Raw genomic sequence first — 19,522 nt, 5'->3', positions numbered from 1 at the left:
CCGCCGGGGAGCTCGGGCCGGTTCTGAGGTCAGTGATCATCCCAGTGACCGTCGTGGCGGACGTGGCGGTGCCCGTCGTGGATGTAGTCGACGTGGTCGCCGTGCGGCACGGCCACGTGCCCGCACCCCGGCTTGTGCTCGTGGTCGTGCGTGTCGTGTACGGCGTGCCCGCTCACCTCGCACTCGTCGACATGGTTCTCGTGAACCCGGTGCAGGTGGCCGTCGTGGACGTAGTCGACGTGGTCGCCGTGCGGCACGGCGACATGGCCGCATCCGGCGCCGTGCCGGTGATCGTGCTCCGCGTGCGGCTGATGCTCAGTCATTGTCATGGGGGAATTCCCCTCTCCGAGAACCGCGGACTGGTGCGTAGGTACCCCCGCACGCCCGCCGGAGGCAGCGCCCCGACCGGCTTTTGCGCAAGCCGATGAGAGGCTCTACCCCCCTTTGGGGCATTTTGCGCCGTTCCCGGCCGCCGCGTGCCGGTCGTCACGGACCGCGACCGGGTGGGCGTCGGTTCACTGGCCGCCGGCGGCCCGCAGCAGCGTGCCGGCCCGCCCCCTGACCGCCTCGACGGCCTCCCAGTCCTCGGTGCTCAGACCGGCCAACGCCGCCGGAAACACTCCGTCCTGCTCTTTGAGGATGTGGGTGCGCAGCAGGTTCAGCGCGTCGAGCAGCCTCAGCGGCCAGCCGAGATCGGCAGGCGTGGTGTCCGCGGCCTCGCCGAGGACGGCCTCGACGCGCCGATGCTCCGCTTCCAGTCCGGCGATCTGCTCGGGGAACTCGTCCGCCAGGGCGGGGAACAGGCCGTGCTCCTCGACCTCGGTGTGCGGGCCGAGCACCTCGGCGATCCGCCTGGCGATCACGGCCATGGTCTCCGCGTCGCCGGCGGCGTGCGCCGTGCGCGCGTCCGCGATCAGATCGACCACCAGGTCGTGCTCGCGCGTCAGTTCGTCGATCGCTGTCACGGCCTGGCAGCCGCAGTACTCGCACATGTGCCTTCGATCCTCCACGAGCGCTTCGAACGCGGTCACACCGCCGGACTCACCCAACGGTGCCCGGCCGCCGGACCCGCCGGGCAGGGACCTTTGACCTCTCCGTACGGGTCCCGCGTCACCCGTTCCGCACGAACGGCGAGGCGATCCCCGGCGCCGCGCGCAAGGTGCGCATGCCGCAGCGAGACGGACATCACCTGAGAGACCTAGACATTTGTGTCATTCGCTCTCTTGAACTCTTCGTGTTTAGGCGATAGGTTGGCGCCATGATCGCGCCCAGGACTCCGACGACCGCCGAGGAACTGCGCGGGGCCGGCCTGCGGGTGACGGCCGCCCGCGTCGCGCTGCTGGAGACCGTGCGCAGCGGCGACCACCTCGACGTCGAGGCGATCGCCTCCGGGGTCCGCGATCGCGTGGGCCACGTCTCTCTGCAGGCCGTGTACGAGGCCCTTCATGCCCTGACCGCAGCGGGACTCGTACGCCGCATCGAACCGGCCGGCAGTCCGGCCCGGTTCGAGGGCCGCGTCGGCGACAACCACCACCACGTCGTGTGCCGGTCGTGCGGTGTGGTCGCCGACGTCGACTGCGCGACCGGCGAGGCACCGTGCCTGACCGCGTCCGACAACCACGGCTTCGCGATCGACGAGGCCGACGTCATCTACTGGGGCCTGTGCCCCGGCTGTTCCAGCGCCCGCGCTTCCTGAGCCCCATGATCGACTAGTTCCAGAAGGATTCCCTTGACCGAGAACCACGACGCAATCGTTGTCGACCCGAAGACGGAGGGCGAGGGCGGCTGCCCGGTCGCGCACACGCGCGCCCCGCACCCGACCCAGGGCAACGCCAACCACCAGTGGTGGCCGGAGCGCCTCAACCTGAAGATCCTCGCCAAGAACCCCGCCGTGGCCAACCCCCTCGGTGAGGACTTCGACTACGCCGAGGCGTTCAAGTCCCTCGACCTCGCGGAGGTCAAGCGGGACATCGCCGAGGTGCTGACGACCTCGCAGGACTGGTGGCCGGCCGACTTCGGCCACTACGGCCCGCTCATGATCCGGATGGCCTGGCACAGCGCGGGCACCTACCGGATCAGCGACGGCCGCGGCGGCGCCGGCTCGGGCCAGCAGCGCTTCGCCCCGCTGAACAGCTGGCCGGACAACGGGAACCTCGACAAGGCCCGCCGGCTGCTGTGGCCGGTCAAGAAGAAGTACGGCAAGAAGATCTCCTGGGCCGACCTCCTGATCCTCACCGGCAACGTCGCCCTGGAGTCGATGGGCTTCAAGACCTTCGGCTACGCCGGCGGCCGGGTGGACGCCTGGGAGCCCGACGACGACGTCTACTGGGGCCCGGAGACCACCTGGCTCGGCGACGAGCGCTACAGCGGCGACCGTGAGCTGGAGAACCCGCTCGCCGCGGTCCAGATGGGCCTCATCTACGTCAACCCGGAGGGCCCGAACGGCCAGCCGGACCCGCTCGCCGCGGCCCGCGACATCCGTGAGACGTTCGGCCGGATGGCGATGAACGACGAGGAGACGGTCGCCCTCATCGCCGGTGGTCACACCTTCGGCAAGACCCACGGCGCCGGCCCGGCCGACAACGTCGGCCCCGACCCCGAGGCCGCCCCGATCGAGCAGCAGGGCCTCGGCTGGAAGAACAGCTACGGCACCGGCAAGGGCGGCGACACGATCACCAGCGGTCTCGAGGTCACCTGGACCTCGACACCGACCAAGTGGTCCACCAACTTCTTCTGGAACCTGTTCGGCTACGACTGGGAGCTGACCAAGAGCCCGGCGGGCGCGTGGCAGTGGACGCCGAAGAACGGCGCGGGAGCGGGCTCCGTTCCCGACGCCCACGACCCGTCGAAGCGTCACGCGCCGGGCATGCTGACGACCGACATCGCGCTCAAGGCCGACCCGATCTACGAGCAGATCTCGCGGCGCTTCTACGAGAACCCCGACGAGTTCGCGGACGCCTTCGCCCGTGCGTGGTTCAAGCTGACCCACCGCGACCTGGGCCCGGTCTCCCGCTACCTCGGCCCGGAGGTCCCGGGCGAGGTGCTGCTGTGGCAGGACCCGCTGCCGGAGCGGACGTACGAGCTCGTCGACGCCGGGGACATCGCCGCCCTCAAGGAGCAGATCCTCGGCTCGGGCCTGTCGGTCTCCCAGCTCGTGTCCAGCGCGTGGGCGTCGGCCGCGTCCTTCCGCGGCAGCGACAAGCGCGGCGGCGCCAACGGCGGGCGCATCCGCCTGCAGCCGCAGAGCGGCTGGGAGGCCAACGACCCCGACCAGCTGGCGACCGTGCTGCGCACCCTGGAGGGCATCCAGCAGTCGTTCAACTCGGCGCAGACCGGCGGCAAGCAGGTCTCCCTCGCCGACCTGATCGTGCTCGCCGGGTGCGCCGCCGTCGAGAAGGCCGCCAAGGACGCCGGTTTCGACGTCGAGGTCCCCTTCACGCCGGGCCGCGTGGACGCGTCGCAGGAGCAGACGGACGTCGAGTCGTTCGCCGCGCTCGAGCCGGCCTCCGACGGGTTCCGCAACTACTACGGCAAGGGCAACCGGCTCCCGGCCGAGTACCTGCTCATCGACCGGGCGAACCTGCTGAACCTCAGCGCCCCCGAGATGACGGTCCTCGTCGGCGGCCTGCGGGTCCTGGGCGCCACCCACCAGCAGTCGAAGGTCGGCGTCCTCACCGAGACCCCCGAGGTTCTGACCAACGACTTCTTCGTCAACCTGCTCGACCTGGGCACGGAGTGGAAGTCGACGTCGGAGGACCAGACCACGTTCGAGGGACGCGACCTCGCCACCGGCGAGGTCAAGTGGACCGGCACCCGGGCCGACCTCGTCTTCGGGGCGAACTCCGAGCTGCGCGCGGTCGCGGAGGTCTACGCGAGCGACGACGCCAAGGAGAAGTTCGTGACGGACTTCGTCCGGGCGTGGGACAAGGTGATGAACCTCGACCGGTTCGACCTGGTCTGAGGGTGACATGACGTCCGGGCCGGCCCACACGGGGGCCGGCCCGGACGTTCTGCTTCGTACGGGCGGTCCGGACAGGCGGTTCAGGCCCGGCGGGTTCAGGCCCGGCGGTTCAGGCGGGCAGGGCGGCGAGCCAGCCGGTGAGGATCTCGTTGACCACGTCCGGGCGTTCCTGCTGGATCCAGTGGCCGCAGCCGTCGAGCACGTGTGAGGACATCAGGCCCGGCAGGGTGGCCGGGTAGGCCGCGATGGCGTCGGCCATCCATGTCGTGGAGGCGTCCAGCGCGCCGCCGACGAACAGCGACGGCTGGGTGACGGGAGCACCGTCGAAGCCGGCGAGGTCCTCCCAGTCCCGGTCCATGTTGCGGTAGCGGTTCAGCGCCCCGGTCAGGCCGGTCCTCTCGAACTCGGCCGCGTAGACGTCGAGGTCGTCCCCATCGAGCCAGGCGGGCAGCCGACCGGCCGGGAAGCGGTCGCGCAACCTCCCGCCCCGGGACACGAAGTGCGGGTCCGGGGCACCGGCGGGCGGCATTGTGCCGCCGGACAGGGCGGCGTAGAAGCCGGCGAGCCAGCCGCGGACGTCCGGCTCGATCTCGGCCTCCGCCCGGCCGGGCTCCTGGAAGTAGCTCACGTAGAACTCCTCCTCCCCGCCCATCCGCGCGAACACCTCGCCGGGCCGCGGCCCGCCGCGCGGGGCGTACGGCACGCTCAGCAACCCGACCGCGCGGAACACCTCGGGCCGCACGAGGGCGGAGTTCGCGGCGATGGTCGCGCCCCAGTCGTGGCCGACGATCACCGCCGTCCGCTCGCCCAGGGCGTGCACGACGGCGACGTTGTCCTCGACCAGCTCCAGCATCCGGTACGCGGCCACGTCGGTGGGCTTGGAGGAGCGGCCGTAGCCCCGGACGTCCAGGGCGACGGCCCGGTAACCGGCCGCGGCCAGCACCGGGAGCTGGCGCCGCCAGGAGTACCAGGACTCGGGGAACCCGTGCACCAGCAGCACCAGCGGCCCGGAGCCCTGCTCCACCACGTGGATGCGACCGGCGGGAGACGGGACCAGGCGATGTGTGATCGCCGCGGCGGGGGCGGGCTGCGCCATCGATTCCTCCAAAGCTCCTGGTGGGTCCTGCGGGGATCATCCATCGGGCCGTGACGCCGCCGTGAATCGAGTTGCCGGTTCGGCAAACCGCTCCCGGCTCCGTTCAGACCGCCACCGGGTAGGTCTCCGGGACCTCTCCGCGCTCCCAGCGGGCCGTACACTCCAGGGGCTCCAGCGCGCCGGTCTCGTCGATGTGGATCACCGCGTCGAACTGGTCGGACAGGCGGGTCTGGAAGTAGTGGCTCTGCCGTTCCGTGCCCGGCCGGTAGACGACGCCGATGGCGCGTTCGAGCCGCGCCCCGCGCAGCAGGTCCGCCGCACCGGCCGAACGCGTGAGGACGACCAGGAACTCCTTGTGCCCGGCCTCGTGGAACAGCTCCTCGACCGAGCCGGGCAGCGCCGGGCGGACGATCTTCCGCTCGGCCGGGCGGCCCCAGTCGTCGGCCGCCGTGACGGTGCCGGCGAAGGTGGTGAAGCCGATGAGCCGGCAGTCCCCGCGGTTGTGCTCGCGCACCAGCCGGCCGAGGTTGAGCTCGCCGCGCGCGCCCATCTCCGTCGCCCGCGAGTCGCCGAGGTGGGAGTTGTGCGCCCACACCACGATCCTCGCCGGCTCGCCGCGCTGCCAGCCGAGGTGCTCGGAGAGCGCGAACAGGGTGTCGGCCATGTGCCGGTCGCGCAGGTTCCACGACGACACCCGGCCGCCGAACATCGTGCGGTAGTACCGCTCCGCGGCCGCCACCACCGCGGCGTTCCGCTCGGCGTGGAAGAACTCGTCCTCACCGAGCAGTCCCTGTGCCCGCTGGTAGCGCAGCGCGTTGCGCTGGAGGTCCACGAGCTGGTCGATCACCCGCCGCTCGCACGACTCCCCCGCGCCGAAGGCGGCGGCGAAGCCGTACGCCTGCCCGTCGTCGCCGTCGCTGTGGTCGAAGCAGGAGTAGCGGTCGCGGGCCCGTGCCGCCGCGCCCGGGTCCACCTTCTCCAAATAGGCGACGACCTCGTCGGCGGACCGGTGCAGGCTGTAGAGGTCGAGCCCGTAGAACCCGGCCCGCGCCCGCTCGTCGAGCCGCTCGTTGTGCTCGCGCAGCCACCCGGCGAACTCCAGCACGTCCGCGTTCCGCCACATCCACGCCGGGAAGCGCCGGAAGCCGGCCAGCGCCTCCTCTGCGGTCGCGTCGTCGCCGCGCCCCCGGACGTACCGGTTCACCCGGTACGCGTCGGGCCAGTCGGCCTCCACCGCCACGGCGACGAAGCCCTTCTCCTCGATCAGCCGCCGCGTCATCCGGGCGCGCGCGGCGTAGAACTCGTGGGTGCCGTGCGACGCCTCGCCGATCAGCACGAACCGCGCGTCGCCGACGGTGTCGAACAACACCTCGTCCGAGGGGACCCCGTCCCGCACGGGCACGAGCTCCGAGCGCAGGATCGCGAGGTCGGTCCGGACGGGCGGGGCCCCGGCCCGCGCCGACGCCGCCGCGCGAAGCAGCCTGCGCACCTCCTCGTCGGCGGTCTGGGCGAAGTTCCAGTACGACTCCCCCACCGAGAAGAACGGCGTGGGCGTGGTCGCGCAGACCACCTCGCCCACCAGGGTGGACAGCTCCTGGCAGGTGGACTCGGGCGCGGCGGGCACGGCGACCACGATCTTGGCCGGCTCCCGCTGCCGGACCGCGCGGACGGCGGCGCGCATGGTCGCCCCGGTCGCCAGCCCGTCGTCGACCACGATGACGGTCTTGCCGCGCAGGTCCGCGGCGGGCGTGTCGCCCCGGTAGGCCCGCTCCCGCCTCGCCAGCTCGCGGGACTCCCGCTCGGCGACCTGCCGGACGGTGTCGGACCGGAGGCCGAGCCCGCGGACGACGTCCTCGTCGAGCACGATCACCCCGCCTCCGGCGATCGCCCCCATGGCGAGCTCCTCGCGGCCGGGCGTGCCGAGCTTGCGCACCGGGAACACGTCGAGCGGGTGGCCGAGGCCGATCGCCACCTCGTACGCCACCGGGACCCCGCCACGCGCCAGGCCGAGGACGACGACGCCGGGCAGCCCACGGTAGTGGCCGAGGAGTCCCGCGAGCACGCGGCCCGCGTCCCGGCGATCCGAAAACAGGCGATCAGTCATGAGCCTCGCCTCCCGGTCGCGCAGCCGCATACCCCTCTCCCGCCGGCGCAAACACGGTCGGCGGCCCGTATACCAGGTCGTTGTTCTCCCCCTGGGGGCGATCAGCGCATGACGGCACGGTGGTAGCGGCCGGCGAGGGCACGTACGAGTTCGACCAGTTCCGGCGGCTCCGTCACGGTGAAGTCCATACCGAGCAGGCCGAGGTGGACGGCGAGCGCCTCGACGCTGTCGGCGCCGGTGTCCAGCAGGCACCGGGTGTCGTCGACCGGCGTGACGGTGCCGATGGCAGCGTTGATCCGTTCGGCGACCAGCTCGGCCGGGGCGTGCACGGTGACCTGGGCCCGGCACCGCCAGGCGGCCGACGACACTCCCCGGCGCACCTGGTCGACGGGGTCCTCCGGCAGCTCGCGCGGGGTGAACCGGGGACCTGTCGGAGTACGCGGACTGATGCGGTCGACCCGGTACGTCCGCCAGCCGGCCCGCGCGACGTCGAAGCCGACGAGGTACCACCGTCGCCCCCAGTTGACCAGCCGGTAGGGCTCGACGTCCCGCCGGCTGTCCGAGCCGTCGTGACCGCGGTAGTCGAACCGCAGCCGCTCATGGTCCCGGCAGGCGGTGGCGATCGTGGTCAGCGTGTCCGCGTCGACCCGGGGGCCGGGCTCGCCCCTGGGCACCGCGACGGCGTACTGCTGGAGGGTGCCGACCCGGCGCCGGAGCCGGGACGGCAACACCTGCTCCAGCTTGGCGAGCGCGCGCAGGGAGGTCTCCTCGACCCCCGTGATGGTGCCGCCGGCGGCGGTCCGCAGCCCGATCGCGACAGCGACCGCCTCCTCGTCGTCGAGAAGCAGCGGCGGCAGCGTGGCCCCGGCGCCGAGCCGGTAGCCGCCCGCGGCGCCCCGGCCGGCGTGCACCGGATAGCCGAGGTTCCGCAGGCGGTCCACGTCGTTGCGGACGGTCCGGATGCTGACCGACAGCCGCTCGGCCAACTCGGCGCCGGTCCACTCGCGGGGTGTCTGGAGCAAGGAGAGCAGGCGCAGCAGCCGCGCCGACGTTTCCAACATTCCCCGAAGTCTGCCAGCCAATTAGGAACGGATCTTACCTAATTGGGATCTAGCGTGACTGCCATGACGAACGGCGGGGGCGAGGCTCTGCGGCGAGCAGAGCAGTCCACGCCGCCATATCAGGACTGTCATCGAATTGAAGGGAAACCCCTCATGTATCTGGTCGTTGGCGCCACGGCTCACTTCGGACGTCAGGCGGTTGAGGAGCTCGTCTCCACCGGGGCCGCGGTGCGTGCGCTGACCCGGACTCCGGAGAAGGCGGGGCTGCCCGAGGGCGTCGAGGTCGTCCAGGGTGATCTGACCAAGCCCGAGACGCTGCCGGCGGTCGTGCAGGGTGTCGAGGCCGCCTTCCTGGTCCTGCAGTATGGAGCCGACATCGCTCCGCTCCTGGAGGCCGCGCGCGAGGCCGGAGTGCGGCGGGTGGTGTTCCTGTCGTCGGGGGCCGTCGACGACGGGGCCGAGCGGCAGCCCGACGTGATCGCCCGCTATCACCGTGACGTCGAGCGGGCCATCGAGGCGTCCGGGATCGAGTGGACGTTCCTCCGGTTGCTGTTCCCCGCCATCAACTCCCTGACGTTCGCGATGCAACTGCAGGGCAGCGATGTGATCCGCGCGCCGTACACCGAGGCCGCCTTCAGCGCCGTGCACGAGCGGGACGTCGCCGAAGTGGCCGTACGGATCCTGACCGGCGGCGGGCACGCGGGCCGAATCCACGACCTGACCGGCCCCGAGTCGCTGACCCAGGCACAGCAGGTACGCATCCTGGGCGAAACGCTGGGACGCGCGCTGACCGTCGAGGACCTCGACCCCGAGCCCGTGCGCGCGCAGATGAGCCAGTTCATGGACGCCGATTTCCTGGCGGCGCTGTTCGGTCTCATGGCGAGGGCGGTCGGGAAGCCGGCGCCGGTCAACGGAGTCATCGAGGAGATCACCGGGCATCCCGCGCGCACCTACGCCCAGTGGACCAGGGATCACAAGGCCGACTTCGGCGGCTGACCGACCGGGGCAGGGGACGGAGAACCGCCGCCCCCTGCCCCGACAACCGAAAGGAGGCCACGATGCCGCCGGTGCTGGAGCGGCGCGAGCTGGGGCGAGCGCTGCTGGCCCGCCAGATGCTGCTGGAGCGGGCCGACACGACAGCCGAGAAGGCGATCACCCGGCTGGCCGGAATGCAGGCGCAGGCTCCGTACGCGCCCTACTTCGGGCTCTGGACCAGGTTGCAGAGGTTCGGCGCCGACGACCTGGCGGACGCGCTGACAGGGCGCCGGCTGGTGCGGGTCGCGCTGATGCGCAGCACCGTCCACCTGGTCACGGCGGCGGACTACCGCTCGCTGCGGACATGGGTCCAGCCTGCGCTCGACCGGGAGTTGGACACCGCGTTCAAGAAAGCCCTGGCCGGTCTGGACCGCGCGGCCGTGGCGGAGGCGGGGCGCGTCCTGCTCGACGAGCGACACCTCACTCCCAAGGAACTCGGGCAGGCGCTGCACGAGCGGTGGCCCGGCCGCGAGCCCCGCGCGCTCGCCACAGTGGTGCGGAACCTGGTGCCGCTGGTCCAAGTGCCCCCGCGCGCTGTCTGGGGCGTCGGCGGTGCCACACGGTACGCCACAGCGGCGACCTGGACGGGAACCCTGCCCGCACCGTCGGACCCCGAACGGATCGTGCTGCGCTACCTCGCCGCGTTCGGCCCGGCCTCGGTCAAGGACGTGCAGACGTGGGCGGGTCTGACCCGGCTGCATGCCGTTTTGGAGCGGCTGCGGCCACGGCTGGCCGTCTTCCGCGACGAGCATGGAGTGGAGCTGTTCGACCTGCCGGACGCGCCGCGCCCCGGTGCCGATGCCCCCGCGCCGGTTCGCTTCCTGCCCGAGTACGACAACCTGCTGTCCTCCCATGCTGACCGCACCCGCGTGATCTCGGACGACGCTCGCCGACGCGTGACGACCCGCAACGGCATGCGCGCGACCTTCCTCGTGGACGGCCAAGTGAGGGGTGCGTGGAAACTCCACACGGACAGGACGTCGGCGACTCTGGAGATCGGCTCTTTCCTGCCGCTGTCCGCCGCCGAACGCGCCGAGGTCGAGGCGGAAGGCGCCCGGCTTCTGGAGTTCGCCGCGCCCGGAGCCGCACACGACCTCCGTCTGACCACCTGACGGGTCTCCCCCGCCCCCGGGCGGAGCGGGAGAACCCGCGGACTCTACGATCCTCCGATGAGCACCTTCACCCGCGGGTTCCGCGGAAGACGCAGAGGCGAGGACGACCGGCTCCCGCCCGGCCAGTACCTCGCCGAGGACTTCCCTGTGCTGTCGGCCGGGCCCACGCCGCACGTGCCGCTCGACCGGTGGGAGTTCACGATCGACACCGAGGCCGGGCAGACGCACCGGTGGACGTGGCGGGAGCTGACGGCGCTGCCGTACGAGGAGCCGGCCGTCGACATCCACTGCGTGACGAGCTGGTCCAAGCTCGGCACCACCTGGCGGGGCGTCTCCCTCGACGTGCTCTTCGAGGACGTCGAGACGACGGCGGACTACGCGCTGGTCCACTCGTACGGCGGCTACACGACGAACCTGCCGCTCGACGACCTGCTGGACGGCAAGGCGTGGATCGCCTACCGCTACGAGGGCGAGGATCTGACGCCGAGCCACGGCGGACCGGCCAGGCTGCTCGTGCCGCACCTGTACTTCTGGAAGTCGGCCAAGTGGGTGCGCGGCATCCGGCTGCTGACCGAGGACTGGCCGGGTTTCTGGGAGACCGCGGGCTACCACAACTACGGCGACCCGTGGCGCGAGCAGCGCTACGCCGATGACTAGGTGGCGCGTCGCGCGCCTGGTCAAGGTGCGCGACGAGAATCCGTCCGCCCGCACGCTGGTCTTCGACGTGCCCGGCTGGCCGGGCCACCTGGCCGGCCAGCACGTCGACGTCAAGCTCACCGCCGAGGACGGCTACTCGGCCCGCCGCAGCTACTCCCTCGCCGGACCCGAGGGCGTGGAGCTGACCGTGCAGCGGGTGCCCGACGGCGAGGTCTCGCCGTACCTCACCCTGGACATGGAGCCGGGCGACGAGCTGGAGCTGCGCGGCCCGGTGGGCGGCTGGTTCGTCTGGCGCCCGGACGGCCCCGCGCCGGTGCTGCTGGTCGCGGGCGGCGCGGGCATCGTGCCGCTGATGGCCATGGTCAGAGCCCGCCGCGCCGCCGGTGCGGACACGCCGTTCCGGCTGGTCTACGCCGTGCGCTCGCCCGAGCGGCTCTACTACGCCGACGAGCTGGCGCGGCCGGATCCCGGCGTGTCGGTCTCACTCGCCTACACGCGCCGTGCCCCGGAGGGGCACCCGCGGCCGCCCGGCCGCCTCACCGCCGCCGATCTCGGCCCGTACGGCGAGGCCGACTGCTACGTGTGCGGGCCGACCGGCTTCGTGGAGGCCGCGGCGGCGCTCCTGGTGGAGCTCGGCCACGACCCCGCCCGCATCAAGACCGAACGCTTCGGCCCCACGGGAGACTGACATGCAGACCGACCACCTCGACGGGAACGCCCTGGCCGGTCCGCTGGCCGAGATCTTCACGGCCGACGTCTCGGCCGCCGTCAGCCGCTGCGCCACCTGCGGCCTGACCGGTCCGGTGGCTGCCCTGCGCGTGTACGACCGGGCCCCCGGCCTCGTGGCTCGCTGCCCGGGATGCGAAGAGGTCGTGCTGCGCCTGGTCCGCGGCCCTGACGCGGCCTGGCTCGACCTGCGCGGCGCCGTCTCCCTGCGCATCCCGCTGGGCGGCGCGAACCCGGGCGCTGTCGCTACGGACGGGGGCGCCGCGGGCGGGGGCTGAGGACCCGGCGCGGCGAGGTCGTCAGCGGTAGATGTAGCAGTAGTTCGACTTGCCCTTGAACCGGTGGAAGGCCTTCGGGTCGTGATAGCGCCAGCGGCAGCCCGCGTCGAGCCGGCTCTGGTCGAGGTACATGGTGTCGCCCTTCCGCTTGATGCAGTACTCACCAGGCGTGGGCGTCTCCCGGTACTCGACCCACTCCCAGCCGAGGCTCACGCAGTAGTCGGTGAAGTGTCCGGGTCCCAGCTCCACGACCCGTTTGGCTGGCGTGGGCGAGGGCTTTGCGGCCGGTGAATCGGCGGGGACCGGCGCGGTCGTCTTCGAGTGACGGACGGTCGGCCGTGCGGTGACCGTCCTCGTCGGGGCCGGCCGGGTGGTGTCGGGCCTGGCCGTGGACCGGCGCACCCGCGGCCGGTGTGAGGAGGCGGGCGAGGCGGATGGCGAGGGGACGGCGGGCGTCGAGGCCACGGACGGGGACGGGCCGCCGACGGTGTCCGCCGAGGCGGCCGGGGCCGTGCCGACCGCCGCCGCTCGCTGCGTCGCGGGGGCGCCGGTCCCCGTGAACGGCAGGTGCAGGGACGGCAGCAGCGCGATCGCGGCGGCGACCGTGGCCGCCACGGCCACGACCACGGCGGCGACGGCGGCCCGCACCCGCCTGCGCCGGCCGCCTCCCGGCACAGTGTCCGGCCCAAGGACCGGCGCAGGAACCGGCCCCGGGACCGGCGCAGGAACCGGCCCGGACGCCTGGGACGGCACGCCGGCCGAGGCGGCTGCCGCCGATGCGGACGGCTCAGCGGGGGCGGCAGGTGACACCGGCGTGCCCGGCACATTGAGCACAGCGGGCGCGGCGGGCGCGGCGGGCGCGGCAGGCGAGACCGGCCCCGGCTCGGCCGACGCCGCAGGCGCGAGCGGCCCACCCGGCACACCCGGCGTACCCGGCGCGACCGCCGCCTCCGGCGCGGCGTGGCGCGGGCGCACGAGGCGGTCGACGATCTCCCGCGCGGCCGGCCGCCGTCCCGGGTCCTTGGCGAGACAGGCCGTGAGCAGGTCGCGCAGCGGCGCCTCGATCCCCTCCAGGTCGGGCTCCTGGTTGAGGATCCTGTTGATGATGGCGGGGATGGCGTCGGCGCCGAACGGCGGGCGGCCCGTGGCGGCGAACGCGATCGTGGACGCCCAGGCGAACGCGTCGAGGGCGAAGCCGAGCTCGCCGGCCGCGAGCTGCTCGGGCGCCATGTAGGCGGGCGTGCCGACGATCTGGCTGGTCATCGTGCTTGTATGAGCGAGGGCGCGGGCGATCCCGAAGTCGATGACACGCGGCCCGTCTGGTCCGATCAGCACGTTCTGCGGTTTGAAGTCCCGGTGGACGACCCCGGCATCGTGCAGGGCGACCAGGGCGGTGGCCGTGCCGATGGCGAGGCGTTCGAGCGCGCCGCCCGAGAACGGCCCCCGCGCGGCCACCACCTGGTTCAGCGGAGGCCCCGCGACGTACTCGCTCACGATGTACGGCCGGCTGCCGTCCATGCCGGACTCCAGCACCTGAGCGGTGCAGAACCGGGCGACCCTGCGGGCGAGCTCCGCCTCGCGGGTGAAGTCGGCGCGAGCCGCGTCCTGGCCGAGCCGCGCGTGGAAGAGCTTGACCGCGACGAGGTCGCCTGACTCGGCCTCCCCGAGGTAGACGACGCCCTGCCCTCCCTCGCCGATCCTGCCGGTGATGCGGTAGGAGCCCAGTCGTGCGGGATCGCTCGGCTCCAGGGGCTGCGGCATGACTCTCCGGGGGGTCGGGGGCATGGACGGCACTTCCAGTATCCCGCCGGAAGATCGGCGACATGGCCGGTCTGCCAAACCGCGACCGCACGGATGCCCGGCGGCCCGCCGCGACGAGGACCGGCGCCCTCCACGCCACCGCCCTGCCCAGCTGTCTGGCATCCCCCGGCTCGCCCGGTCCGGATGGCGCCCGAGCGGTGCTGACGCCCAGGTGATCGGACCCCGTCACGCGGGGCCCGATCACCTCGGGGGCGCTCAGCCGGTGCCGGCGCCGCGCCCTCCACGGGCGGGCCATTCAGGACGGGCTACGAGGACGGGCTACGAGGAACCGCGGCCCTCCAGGCCGGCGACCGCGATCGTGCCGGAGGTGCCACGCAGGCCGAAGCCGTAGCGGAAGCCCTCGCGGGCCTGCGGGGTGGCGAGCGTGCCGCCGATGTCCGCCGTACGCAGCGGACGCCACTGGCCGCCCGTGTAGGCGAAGGAGGTGATGGTGTCACCGGACAGCGCCAGCGCGAACCGGTCGCCCGGCTTCAGGGTCAGCGGGGCGTCGCCGGGCGTGTCGAGGAACCGGCCGCCGACCCGCACGTTGATCCCCGACTGCTTGCGGGTGTTGTTGTACCAGGCGGTCACGTAGGTGCCCGCGTCCTTCACCCAGCCGACGAACACGCTGTCCTCCGGGCTGCCGGTGCCGGCGAACTCCCCCGCCGTCACCACGCTGATCGCGTCGGCCGACGACAGCGCCGCAGGTCCGGCGGCCAGGCCGAAGAACGGCTGGGTGCCGCCGCCCGCGAACCGGCCGCCGCCGGCCGTGACCGTGGGAAGGGCCTCGCCGCCCTCGGGCTTGTAGAGCGTGTAGCCCGCCGAGGTGTCGGCGGCGAAGTCGTCCTCGACGTCCACCTTCCCGTAGGAGTCCGGGTCGAGCCCCACGGTCACCTGGCCGTAGGGGCTCACGGCCCGCGCCGACCCGTCGTACTCGGTGATGGCGCGCACCGGGTGGGCGCCGGGGCTCGGCGCGGTCCCGGCGGGCGGCGCGACCCGCCAGCGTACGGTGAACTCGCCGCCCGGCCGCACCACCGGGGCACGCGGGCTGCCGACCGGCTCGGCCGACCACCCCGGCGGCACGGCCAGCGACGACGTGACCCGGGTGGCGGGCGTGCGTCCCCGGTTGGCGAAGGTGGTGGTCACCTCGGCGGGCACGCCGGCAAGCGCCTGCCCGGCGACGGCCACGTCCACCGAGGTGTCGCCCGCCGCGGGCGACCACGCCTGCAGTTCGGTGACGCCGACGTACGCGCCCGGCGGGTTGCCGAACACCAGCCTGATCCTGGTCGTCGTCAGGGCCGGGAACGTGACGCGGTTCAGCGCGGCGCCCACGGGCCGCTCCGGCGTGCGGGTCTGGTCCGGCACCTCGCGCCACGCCGCGCCGTCCCAGAACTCCAGCCGGTACGACGCGGGGGCCTTCACTCCGCCGCCGTCGTCGTAGGCGTAGAACCGCACGTCGCTCACCCGGGTCGGCACGCCGAAGTCCACGCCGAGATGGTCTTCGGCGTTCGGCGAGCGGTAGTTGGTCCACCGGTTGTGCGGGACGTCGTCGTAGAAGATCCGCCCGTCCACGGCCTCCCACACGTTGTCGATGCCGTTGGTGTACGACGCGAACGGCTTGGGGTAGCCGGTGCCGTACGGGTTGGCGGCGTCGTCGTCCGGCCGCGAGGACCGACCGGGGGCCACGGCGCCCGGCACGCGGGCGGTCAGCTCGCCGACCGTGGCCCGCTTGGCGGCCTGCCTGCCGTCCACGTAGACGCGCATGCCCGCGCCCTGGCCATACCTGCTGCCGTCGCGGTCCCACAGGACCGTCACGTTGTGCCCGTGGTAGGGCACGTTCTCCAGCGCGAAGTAGTCCCACCCGGCCGGCGCGAGCGGCTTCAGCACGACCGTGCCGTCCTGCTGCGGGCGCAGCCCGATCAGGCCGCTGATCACCAGGTCGTTGAAGGTCGAGTGGTTGTAGTGCTCGCTGTGGCCCGGGGAGTCGTAGATCCAGCGCGGCTCGTCCGGGTGGTGCGCCTCGGCGACGTACGGATGCCCGTCCTTGTACTGGGTGAGCGCGTAGCCCCGCAGCACCGTGTAGTAGTCGGCGGCGGTGACCACATCCTGGTCGTAGTCGTCGAGCAGGTTGGCCATCGCGGTGAGCGTCGTCGAGGTGGAGTAGGGCCAGCTCGGCCCGTCCCAGCGGCAGCAGCCGTTCAGCGCGTCACGCATGAACAGCGGGCTGCGCCGCTCGGCGGTGGTCGGCCCGTACGGCGCGGCGAACCCCTGCGGGTCGAGCAGCTGCGCCCACGCCCGCTCCGTGCCGGGCTCGGCCATGTCGAACGCCCACGGCACGAACCCGATCTGCTCCCGGGTGGACACCAGCCGCTGCTGGGGGTCGAGGTCGGCACGGGCCTTGTGGTAGAAGAAGGACCGCTCCGGGTCCCACAGGTAGCGGTGCAGCGCGTCCTGCAGCGACGCCGCCCGCTTCTCGAACTTCTCGGCCAGCGCCTTGTCGCCGCCCATGGTGGCGATGGCGGCGATCGCCTTTGCGTCGCCGTACTGGTAGGCGTTCAGCGTCGGCCGATAGCCCGCGCCGCCGTGGTAGGGATCGGCCGGGTCGGTCTCGTAGGCGGAGGCGGTGTACTCCATCGCGTCCCACACCGGCACCGACCAGTAGAGACCCAGTTTCTTGTCGTACTGGCCGCCCCACTTGTCGTACTGCCGCACCAGGTCGGGCAGCAGCCCCTCGACGAAGGACGCGTCGCCGGTGACCAGATAGCGCTGGTAGGCGGCGTCGGCCGCCCACCAGGAGTACTGGTGCGCCCAGTCGTCGGTGTCCTTGTTGAGGTACTCCTCCTTCGGCTTGGGGCCGGCGCCCGGTCCCTGCAGCCAGTAGGTGAGGTAGTCGTCGATCGGGCGGGTGTCGCGCAGCCAGCGCCCCTCGTACACGTGGTGACCGGCGGCGGCGACGATGCCGCCGAGCGGGGCGGAGTATCCGGGCGGGTTGTGGAACTCGGTGATGACGTCGCCGGTCGCGGAGTCGGTGTAGCGGATGTGCCGCTTGTACGTGCTCCAGCGGTAGTAGTAGACGTCCTGGATCTCCCGGTCGGGCACCTCCAGGAACGGGATGTTGGCCTTGTACCACTCCGGCTCGGCGTAGCCCGACACGAGCGCGTCGTGGTCCAGGAAGGCGGTGCCCCTGCCGACCTCCGGGTACGCCGCAGGCGGCGCCTGGGCGTGGGCGGCCTCGGCCGGGGCGGGGATCAGGGTGGTCGGCGCGGCCAGCGCCGCGAGCGTCGCGAGCACCGCGACGGCGTGTCTCATGGTCACCTCGGGCGTTCTCACCGTTCTCAGCGTTCTCAGGGGGTCACGGCGACCGGGCGGTGCCCGGCTCTCTCACATGCGATCGGGTACGACCGAATATGTTCGATGCTGCACAGTGTTGAGCAGTTTTGACAGAAATACAAGACAGCGTCTGCTCGCTTTCGACCGAACTTCGGCGGCGCCATCCGGTTCCTGCCGCCTCCCGTGGGTACCACCCCCCTGACACACATGCCTGCGCTTGCGAGGTGGGTCATGCGGTGTTCCACGTCGCGTTTCAGATGCGCGCGCTCTCGTTCACGCCGGTGGACCGGCGCGTGCGCCGCCGTACTCGCCGTCCTCGGCGTCCAGGCGCCATCGGCCGCGCCCCTGATGCGGCCGGACGCCGACGTCGTCCAGAAGCTGCTGGACGACCTGGTGCACAGGGACGGATTCCCCGCCGCCCTCGCCGCCGTACGGAGCAGGGACGGGCGCGTCCGCGACTACACCGCGGGAGTGGGCGACCCGCGGACCAGGGCCAGGACGCCGGTCGACGGGGAGGTCCGGATCGGCAGCAACACCAAGACCTTCGTCTCCGTGGTCGTCCTGCAGCTGGCGGGCGAGGGGAAGGTCCGCCTGGACGAGCCGGTCGAGACCTATCTGCCCGGCCTCATCCGCGGGAACGGGAACGACGGTCGCCGCGTCACCGTGCGGCAACTGCTGCAGCACACCAGCGGCCTCCCCGAGTACACGGGGTTCCTGGACCTGGCCGTCGCGCCGTATCGGTACGACTATTACGAACCCCGGCGGCTGCTGGACATGGCCCTGCAACAGAAGCCGGCCTTCGCGCCCGGCACCCGGTGGAAGTACACCAACACCAACTACATCGTCGCCGGGCTGCTCATCGAGCGGGTCACGGGCCGCCCGGTGGCCGAAGAGATCACCAACCGGGTGATCAGGCGGCTCGGCCTGCGCCACACCTACTTTCCCGCGGTCGGCGAGCGAGGCATCAGGGGGCCCCATGCGGACGGCTACCAGCAGGACCCGGGCAAACCGCTCGTCGACATGACCGACCTGGATCCCTCGTGGGCATGGGCCGCCGGGCAGATGGTCTCCACCCCGGCCGAGATCAACCGTTTCTTCGGCGCCGTCGTCGATGGCAAGCTGCTCAGGCCCGAGCAGTTGAAGGAGATGCGCCGCACTGTCGCAGTCTCCCCACGCGCACCCGGCATGGGCTACGGACTCGGGCTGTTCCGCCGGCCGCTGAAATGCGGCGGCCAGAGCTGGGGGCACGGAGGCGAGATCCCCGGCTATTCGACCTGGAACTCGGTCACCGACGACGGCCGCGCCGCCGCGATCGCCGTCACCCGGACCCCCCTCCCCTCCGACGCCGCGGAGAAGCACCTCGACGCGGCCATCCAGACGGCCCTTTGCGGCGGCTGAGTGGACGGACGGACACATACAGCGGGGCACCCCCGCGGGTGGCGGGGGTGCCCCTGCACGCTCCTCCTGGTCAGGAGCGCGTCATCACGGTGTCACCGGTCAGGAGGCGCTGCACGTCAGCGTCGGCGTCTCCGCACTTCCGTTGGCGGTGAACCCGAAGGTGGTGGTGCCGTTGGCGGGCAGCGTGCCGTTCCACGACTCGTTGCGCACGGAGACCGAAGCACCGGAGCCGGACTTGAGGCCGCCCCACAGCTGCGTGATGGACGGAGAGCCGGACCAGCTCCAGTTCACGGTCCAGCCGCTGACCGACGAGCTGCCGGCGTTGACCGTGACCTCGGACTGGAAGCCGCCGGGCCAGCTGTTGATCGTACGCATGGTCGCGCTGCACCCGCCCGGCTGGGGGGAGGTGCCGGGCGACGGGCTGACCGGCGGCGTCGGGCTCGGGCTCACCGGCGGGGTCGGGCTGGGGCTCGGGCTGACCGGCGGGGTGGGACTCGGCGAGGTGTCCGGCACCGCGGCGTTGAGGGCGTTGAGGACCGAGGTGTAGGCGGCCTTCTTGTTGCCGTTGCCGTCGAACAGCAGCGGAGTCTGGCTGGAGCGCCAGGAGTCGCTGTCGCGTACGCCCCACACGGTGATGCCGACGCAGCGGGAGACCGCCAGGCAGTCGTTGACGATGTTGGCGTAGGTGGTGGCCGAGGCGCCCTCGACGTCCAGCTCGGTGATGGCCACGTCGACACCGAGGGCGGCGAAGCTGGAGATGGTCGTGCGGTAGTTGCTGTTGTAGGCGCTGCCGCTGTTGAAGTGGCCCTGCAGCCCCACGCAGTCGATCGGCACGCCGCGCTGCTTGAAGTCCTTGACCATGTTGTAGACGCCCTGCGTCTTGGCCCAGGTCCAGTTGTCGATGTTGTAGTCGTTGTAGCACAGCTTGGCCGCCGGATCGGCGGCCCGCGCGGTGCGGAAGGCG

16 protein-coding genes are annotated in these 19,522 nt (G+C 72.3%); 8 read left to right on the top strand and 8 right to left on the bottom strand.

From position 1 onward, the window contains the following. Nucleotides 1-29 precede the first annotated feature (29 nt). Together BXA11_RS17160 and BXA11_RS17155 are read right to left on the bottom strand one after the other, a co-directional pair. The gene (locus BXA11_RS17160; RefSeq protein ID WP_030506694.1) at nt 30-329 is read right to left on the bottom strand and encodes a hypothetical protein; all 300 of its coding nucleotides are present in this window, start codon (nt 327-329) and stop codon (nt 30-32) included. Nucleotides 330-515: 186 nt separating this feature from the next. Next, nucleotides 516-1,031: a hemerythrin domain-containing protein gene (locus BXA11_RS17155; protein ID WP_204053700.1), complete on the bottom strand. Its 516-nt coding sequence runs from the start codon at nt 1,029-1,031 to the stop codon at nt 516-518. A 227-nt stretch (nt 1,032-1,258) separates the two neighbouring features. On the opposite strand from BXA11_RS17155, the gene BXA11_RS17150 reads away from it, so the two are divergent. Then, on the top strand, nt 1,259-1,696 hold the full coding sequence (locus BXA11_RS17150; RefSeq protein ID WP_076435649.1) for a Fur family transcriptional regulator: 438 nt from the start codon (nt 1,259-1,261) through the stop codon (nt 1,694-1,696). Between the two features lie 33 nt (nt 1,697-1,729). Next, nucleotides 1,730-3,961 (top strand): catalase/peroxidase HPI, encoded by a 2,232-nt coding sequence (gene katG, locus BXA11_RS17145; RefSeq protein ID WP_076435647.1) that lies wholly within the window; start codon nt 1,730-1,732, stop codon nt 3,959-3,961. A gap of 109 nt (nt 3,962-4,070) precedes the next feature. Here the strand turns inward: katG and BXA11_RS17140 are convergent, their stop codons facing one another. The 3 genes from BXA11_RS17140 to BXA11_RS17130 form a co-directional block, all read right to left on the bottom strand. After that, a complete protein-coding gene (locus BXA11_RS17140; RefSeq protein ID WP_076435645.1) occupies nt 4,071-5,057 on the bottom strand; it encodes an alpha/beta fold hydrolase in 987 nt (328 codons plus the stop codon). A gap of 103 nt (nt 5,058-5,160) precedes the next feature. Continuing rightward, a complete protein-coding gene (locus tag BXA11_RS17135) occupies nt 5,161-7,161 on the bottom strand; it encodes an erythromycin esterase family protein (RefSeq protein ID WP_076435954.1) in 2,001 nt (666 codons plus the stop codon). 101 nt (nt 7,162-7,262) lie between these two features. Then, nucleotides 7,263-8,222, bottom strand: coding sequence for a helix-turn-helix transcriptional regulator (locus BXA11_RS17130; protein ID WP_076435643.1), 960 nt, complete (start codon nt 8,220-8,222; stop codon nt 7,263-7,265). A 153-nt stretch (nt 8,223-8,375) separates the two neighbouring features. Between BXA11_RS17130 and BXA11_RS17125 the strand changes: the two genes are divergently transcribed. The 5 genes from BXA11_RS17125 to BXA11_RS17105 all read left to right on the top strand — a co-directional run bounded on the left by BXA11_RS17125 (nt 8,376) and on the right by BXA11_RS17105 (nt 12,030). Then, entirely contained in the window at nt 8,376-9,218 is an 843-nt protein-coding gene (locus tag BXA11_RS17125; RefSeq protein ID WP_076435641.1) for an NAD(P)H-binding protein, read from the top strand. A gap of 62 nt (nt 9,219-9,280) precedes the next feature. Next, nucleotides 9,281-10,369 carry a winged helix DNA-binding domain-containing protein gene (locus tag BXA11_RS17120; protein ID WP_076435639.1) on the top strand — a complete coding sequence of 363 codons (1,089 nt, stop codon included), beginning with the start codon at nt 9,281-9,283 and terminating at the stop codon, nt 10,367-10,369. Nucleotides 10,370-10,426: 57 nt separating this feature from the next. Continuing rightward, nucleotides 10,427-11,026 carry a sulfite oxidase-like oxidoreductase gene (locus BXA11_RS17115; RefSeq protein WP_030506703.1) on the top strand — a complete coding sequence of 200 codons (600 nt, stop codon included), beginning with the start codon at nt 10,427-10,429 and terminating at the stop codon, nt 11,024-11,026. Continuing rightward, nucleotides 11,019-11,714 carry a ferredoxin reductase gene (locus tag BXA11_RS17110; protein WP_076435637.1) on the top strand — a complete coding sequence of 232 codons (696 nt, stop codon included), beginning with the start codon at nt 11,019-11,021 and terminating at the stop codon, nt 11,712-11,714. The genes BXA11_RS17115 and BXA11_RS17110 overlap by 8 nt, the downstream gene beginning before the upstream one ends. A 1-nt stretch (nt 11,715) precedes the next feature. After that, nucleotides 11,716-12,030, top strand: a complete 315-nt coding sequence (locus BXA11_RS17105) for a DUF6510 family protein (protein ID WP_076435635.1) — start codon at nt 11,716-11,718, stop codon at nt 12,028-12,030. Nucleotides 12,031-12,051: 21 nt separating this feature from the next. Here the strand turns inward: BXA11_RS17105 and BXA11_RS44590 are convergent, their stop codons facing one another. Then, nucleotides 12,052-13,791 carry a serine/threonine protein kinase gene (locus BXA11_RS44590; protein ID WP_076435633.1) on the bottom strand — a complete coding sequence of 580 codons (1,740 nt, stop codon included), beginning with the start codon at nt 13,789-13,791 and terminating at the stop codon, nt 12,052-12,054. 318 nt (nt 13,792-14,109) lie between these two features. Further along, nucleotides 14,110-17,139 (bottom strand): MGH1-like glycoside hydrolase domain-containing protein, encoded by a 3,030-nt coding sequence (locus BXA11_RS17095; RefSeq protein ID WP_143734353.1) that lies wholly within the window; start codon nt 17,137-17,139, stop codon nt 14,110-14,112. Nucleotides 17,140-17,391: 252 nt separating this feature from the next. On the opposite strand from BXA11_RS17095, the gene BXA11_RS17090 reads away from it, so the two are divergent. Further along, nucleotides 17,392-18,558: a serine hydrolase domain-containing protein gene (locus BXA11_RS17090; RefSeq protein ID WP_076435631.1), complete on the top strand. Its 1,167-nt coding sequence runs from the start codon at nt 17,392-17,394 to the stop codon at nt 18,556-18,558. A 99-nt stretch (nt 18,559-18,657) separates the two neighbouring features. On the opposite strand, the gene BXA11_RS17085 is transcribed toward BXA11_RS17090, so the two are convergent. Next, on the bottom strand, nt 18,658-19,522 hold an 865-nt coding region (locus tag BXA11_RS17085), incomplete at its 5' end, for an endo-1,4-beta-xylanase (RefSeq protein ID WP_208865569.1).

Origin of the sequence: Microbispora rosea, from assembly GCF_900156315.1 — a bacterium.
Lineage (GTDB): Bacteria > Actinomycetota > Actinomycetes > Streptosporangiales > Streptosporangiaceae > Microbispora > Microbispora rosea.
This window is presented reverse-complemented; position numbering and strand designations above follow the sequence as displayed.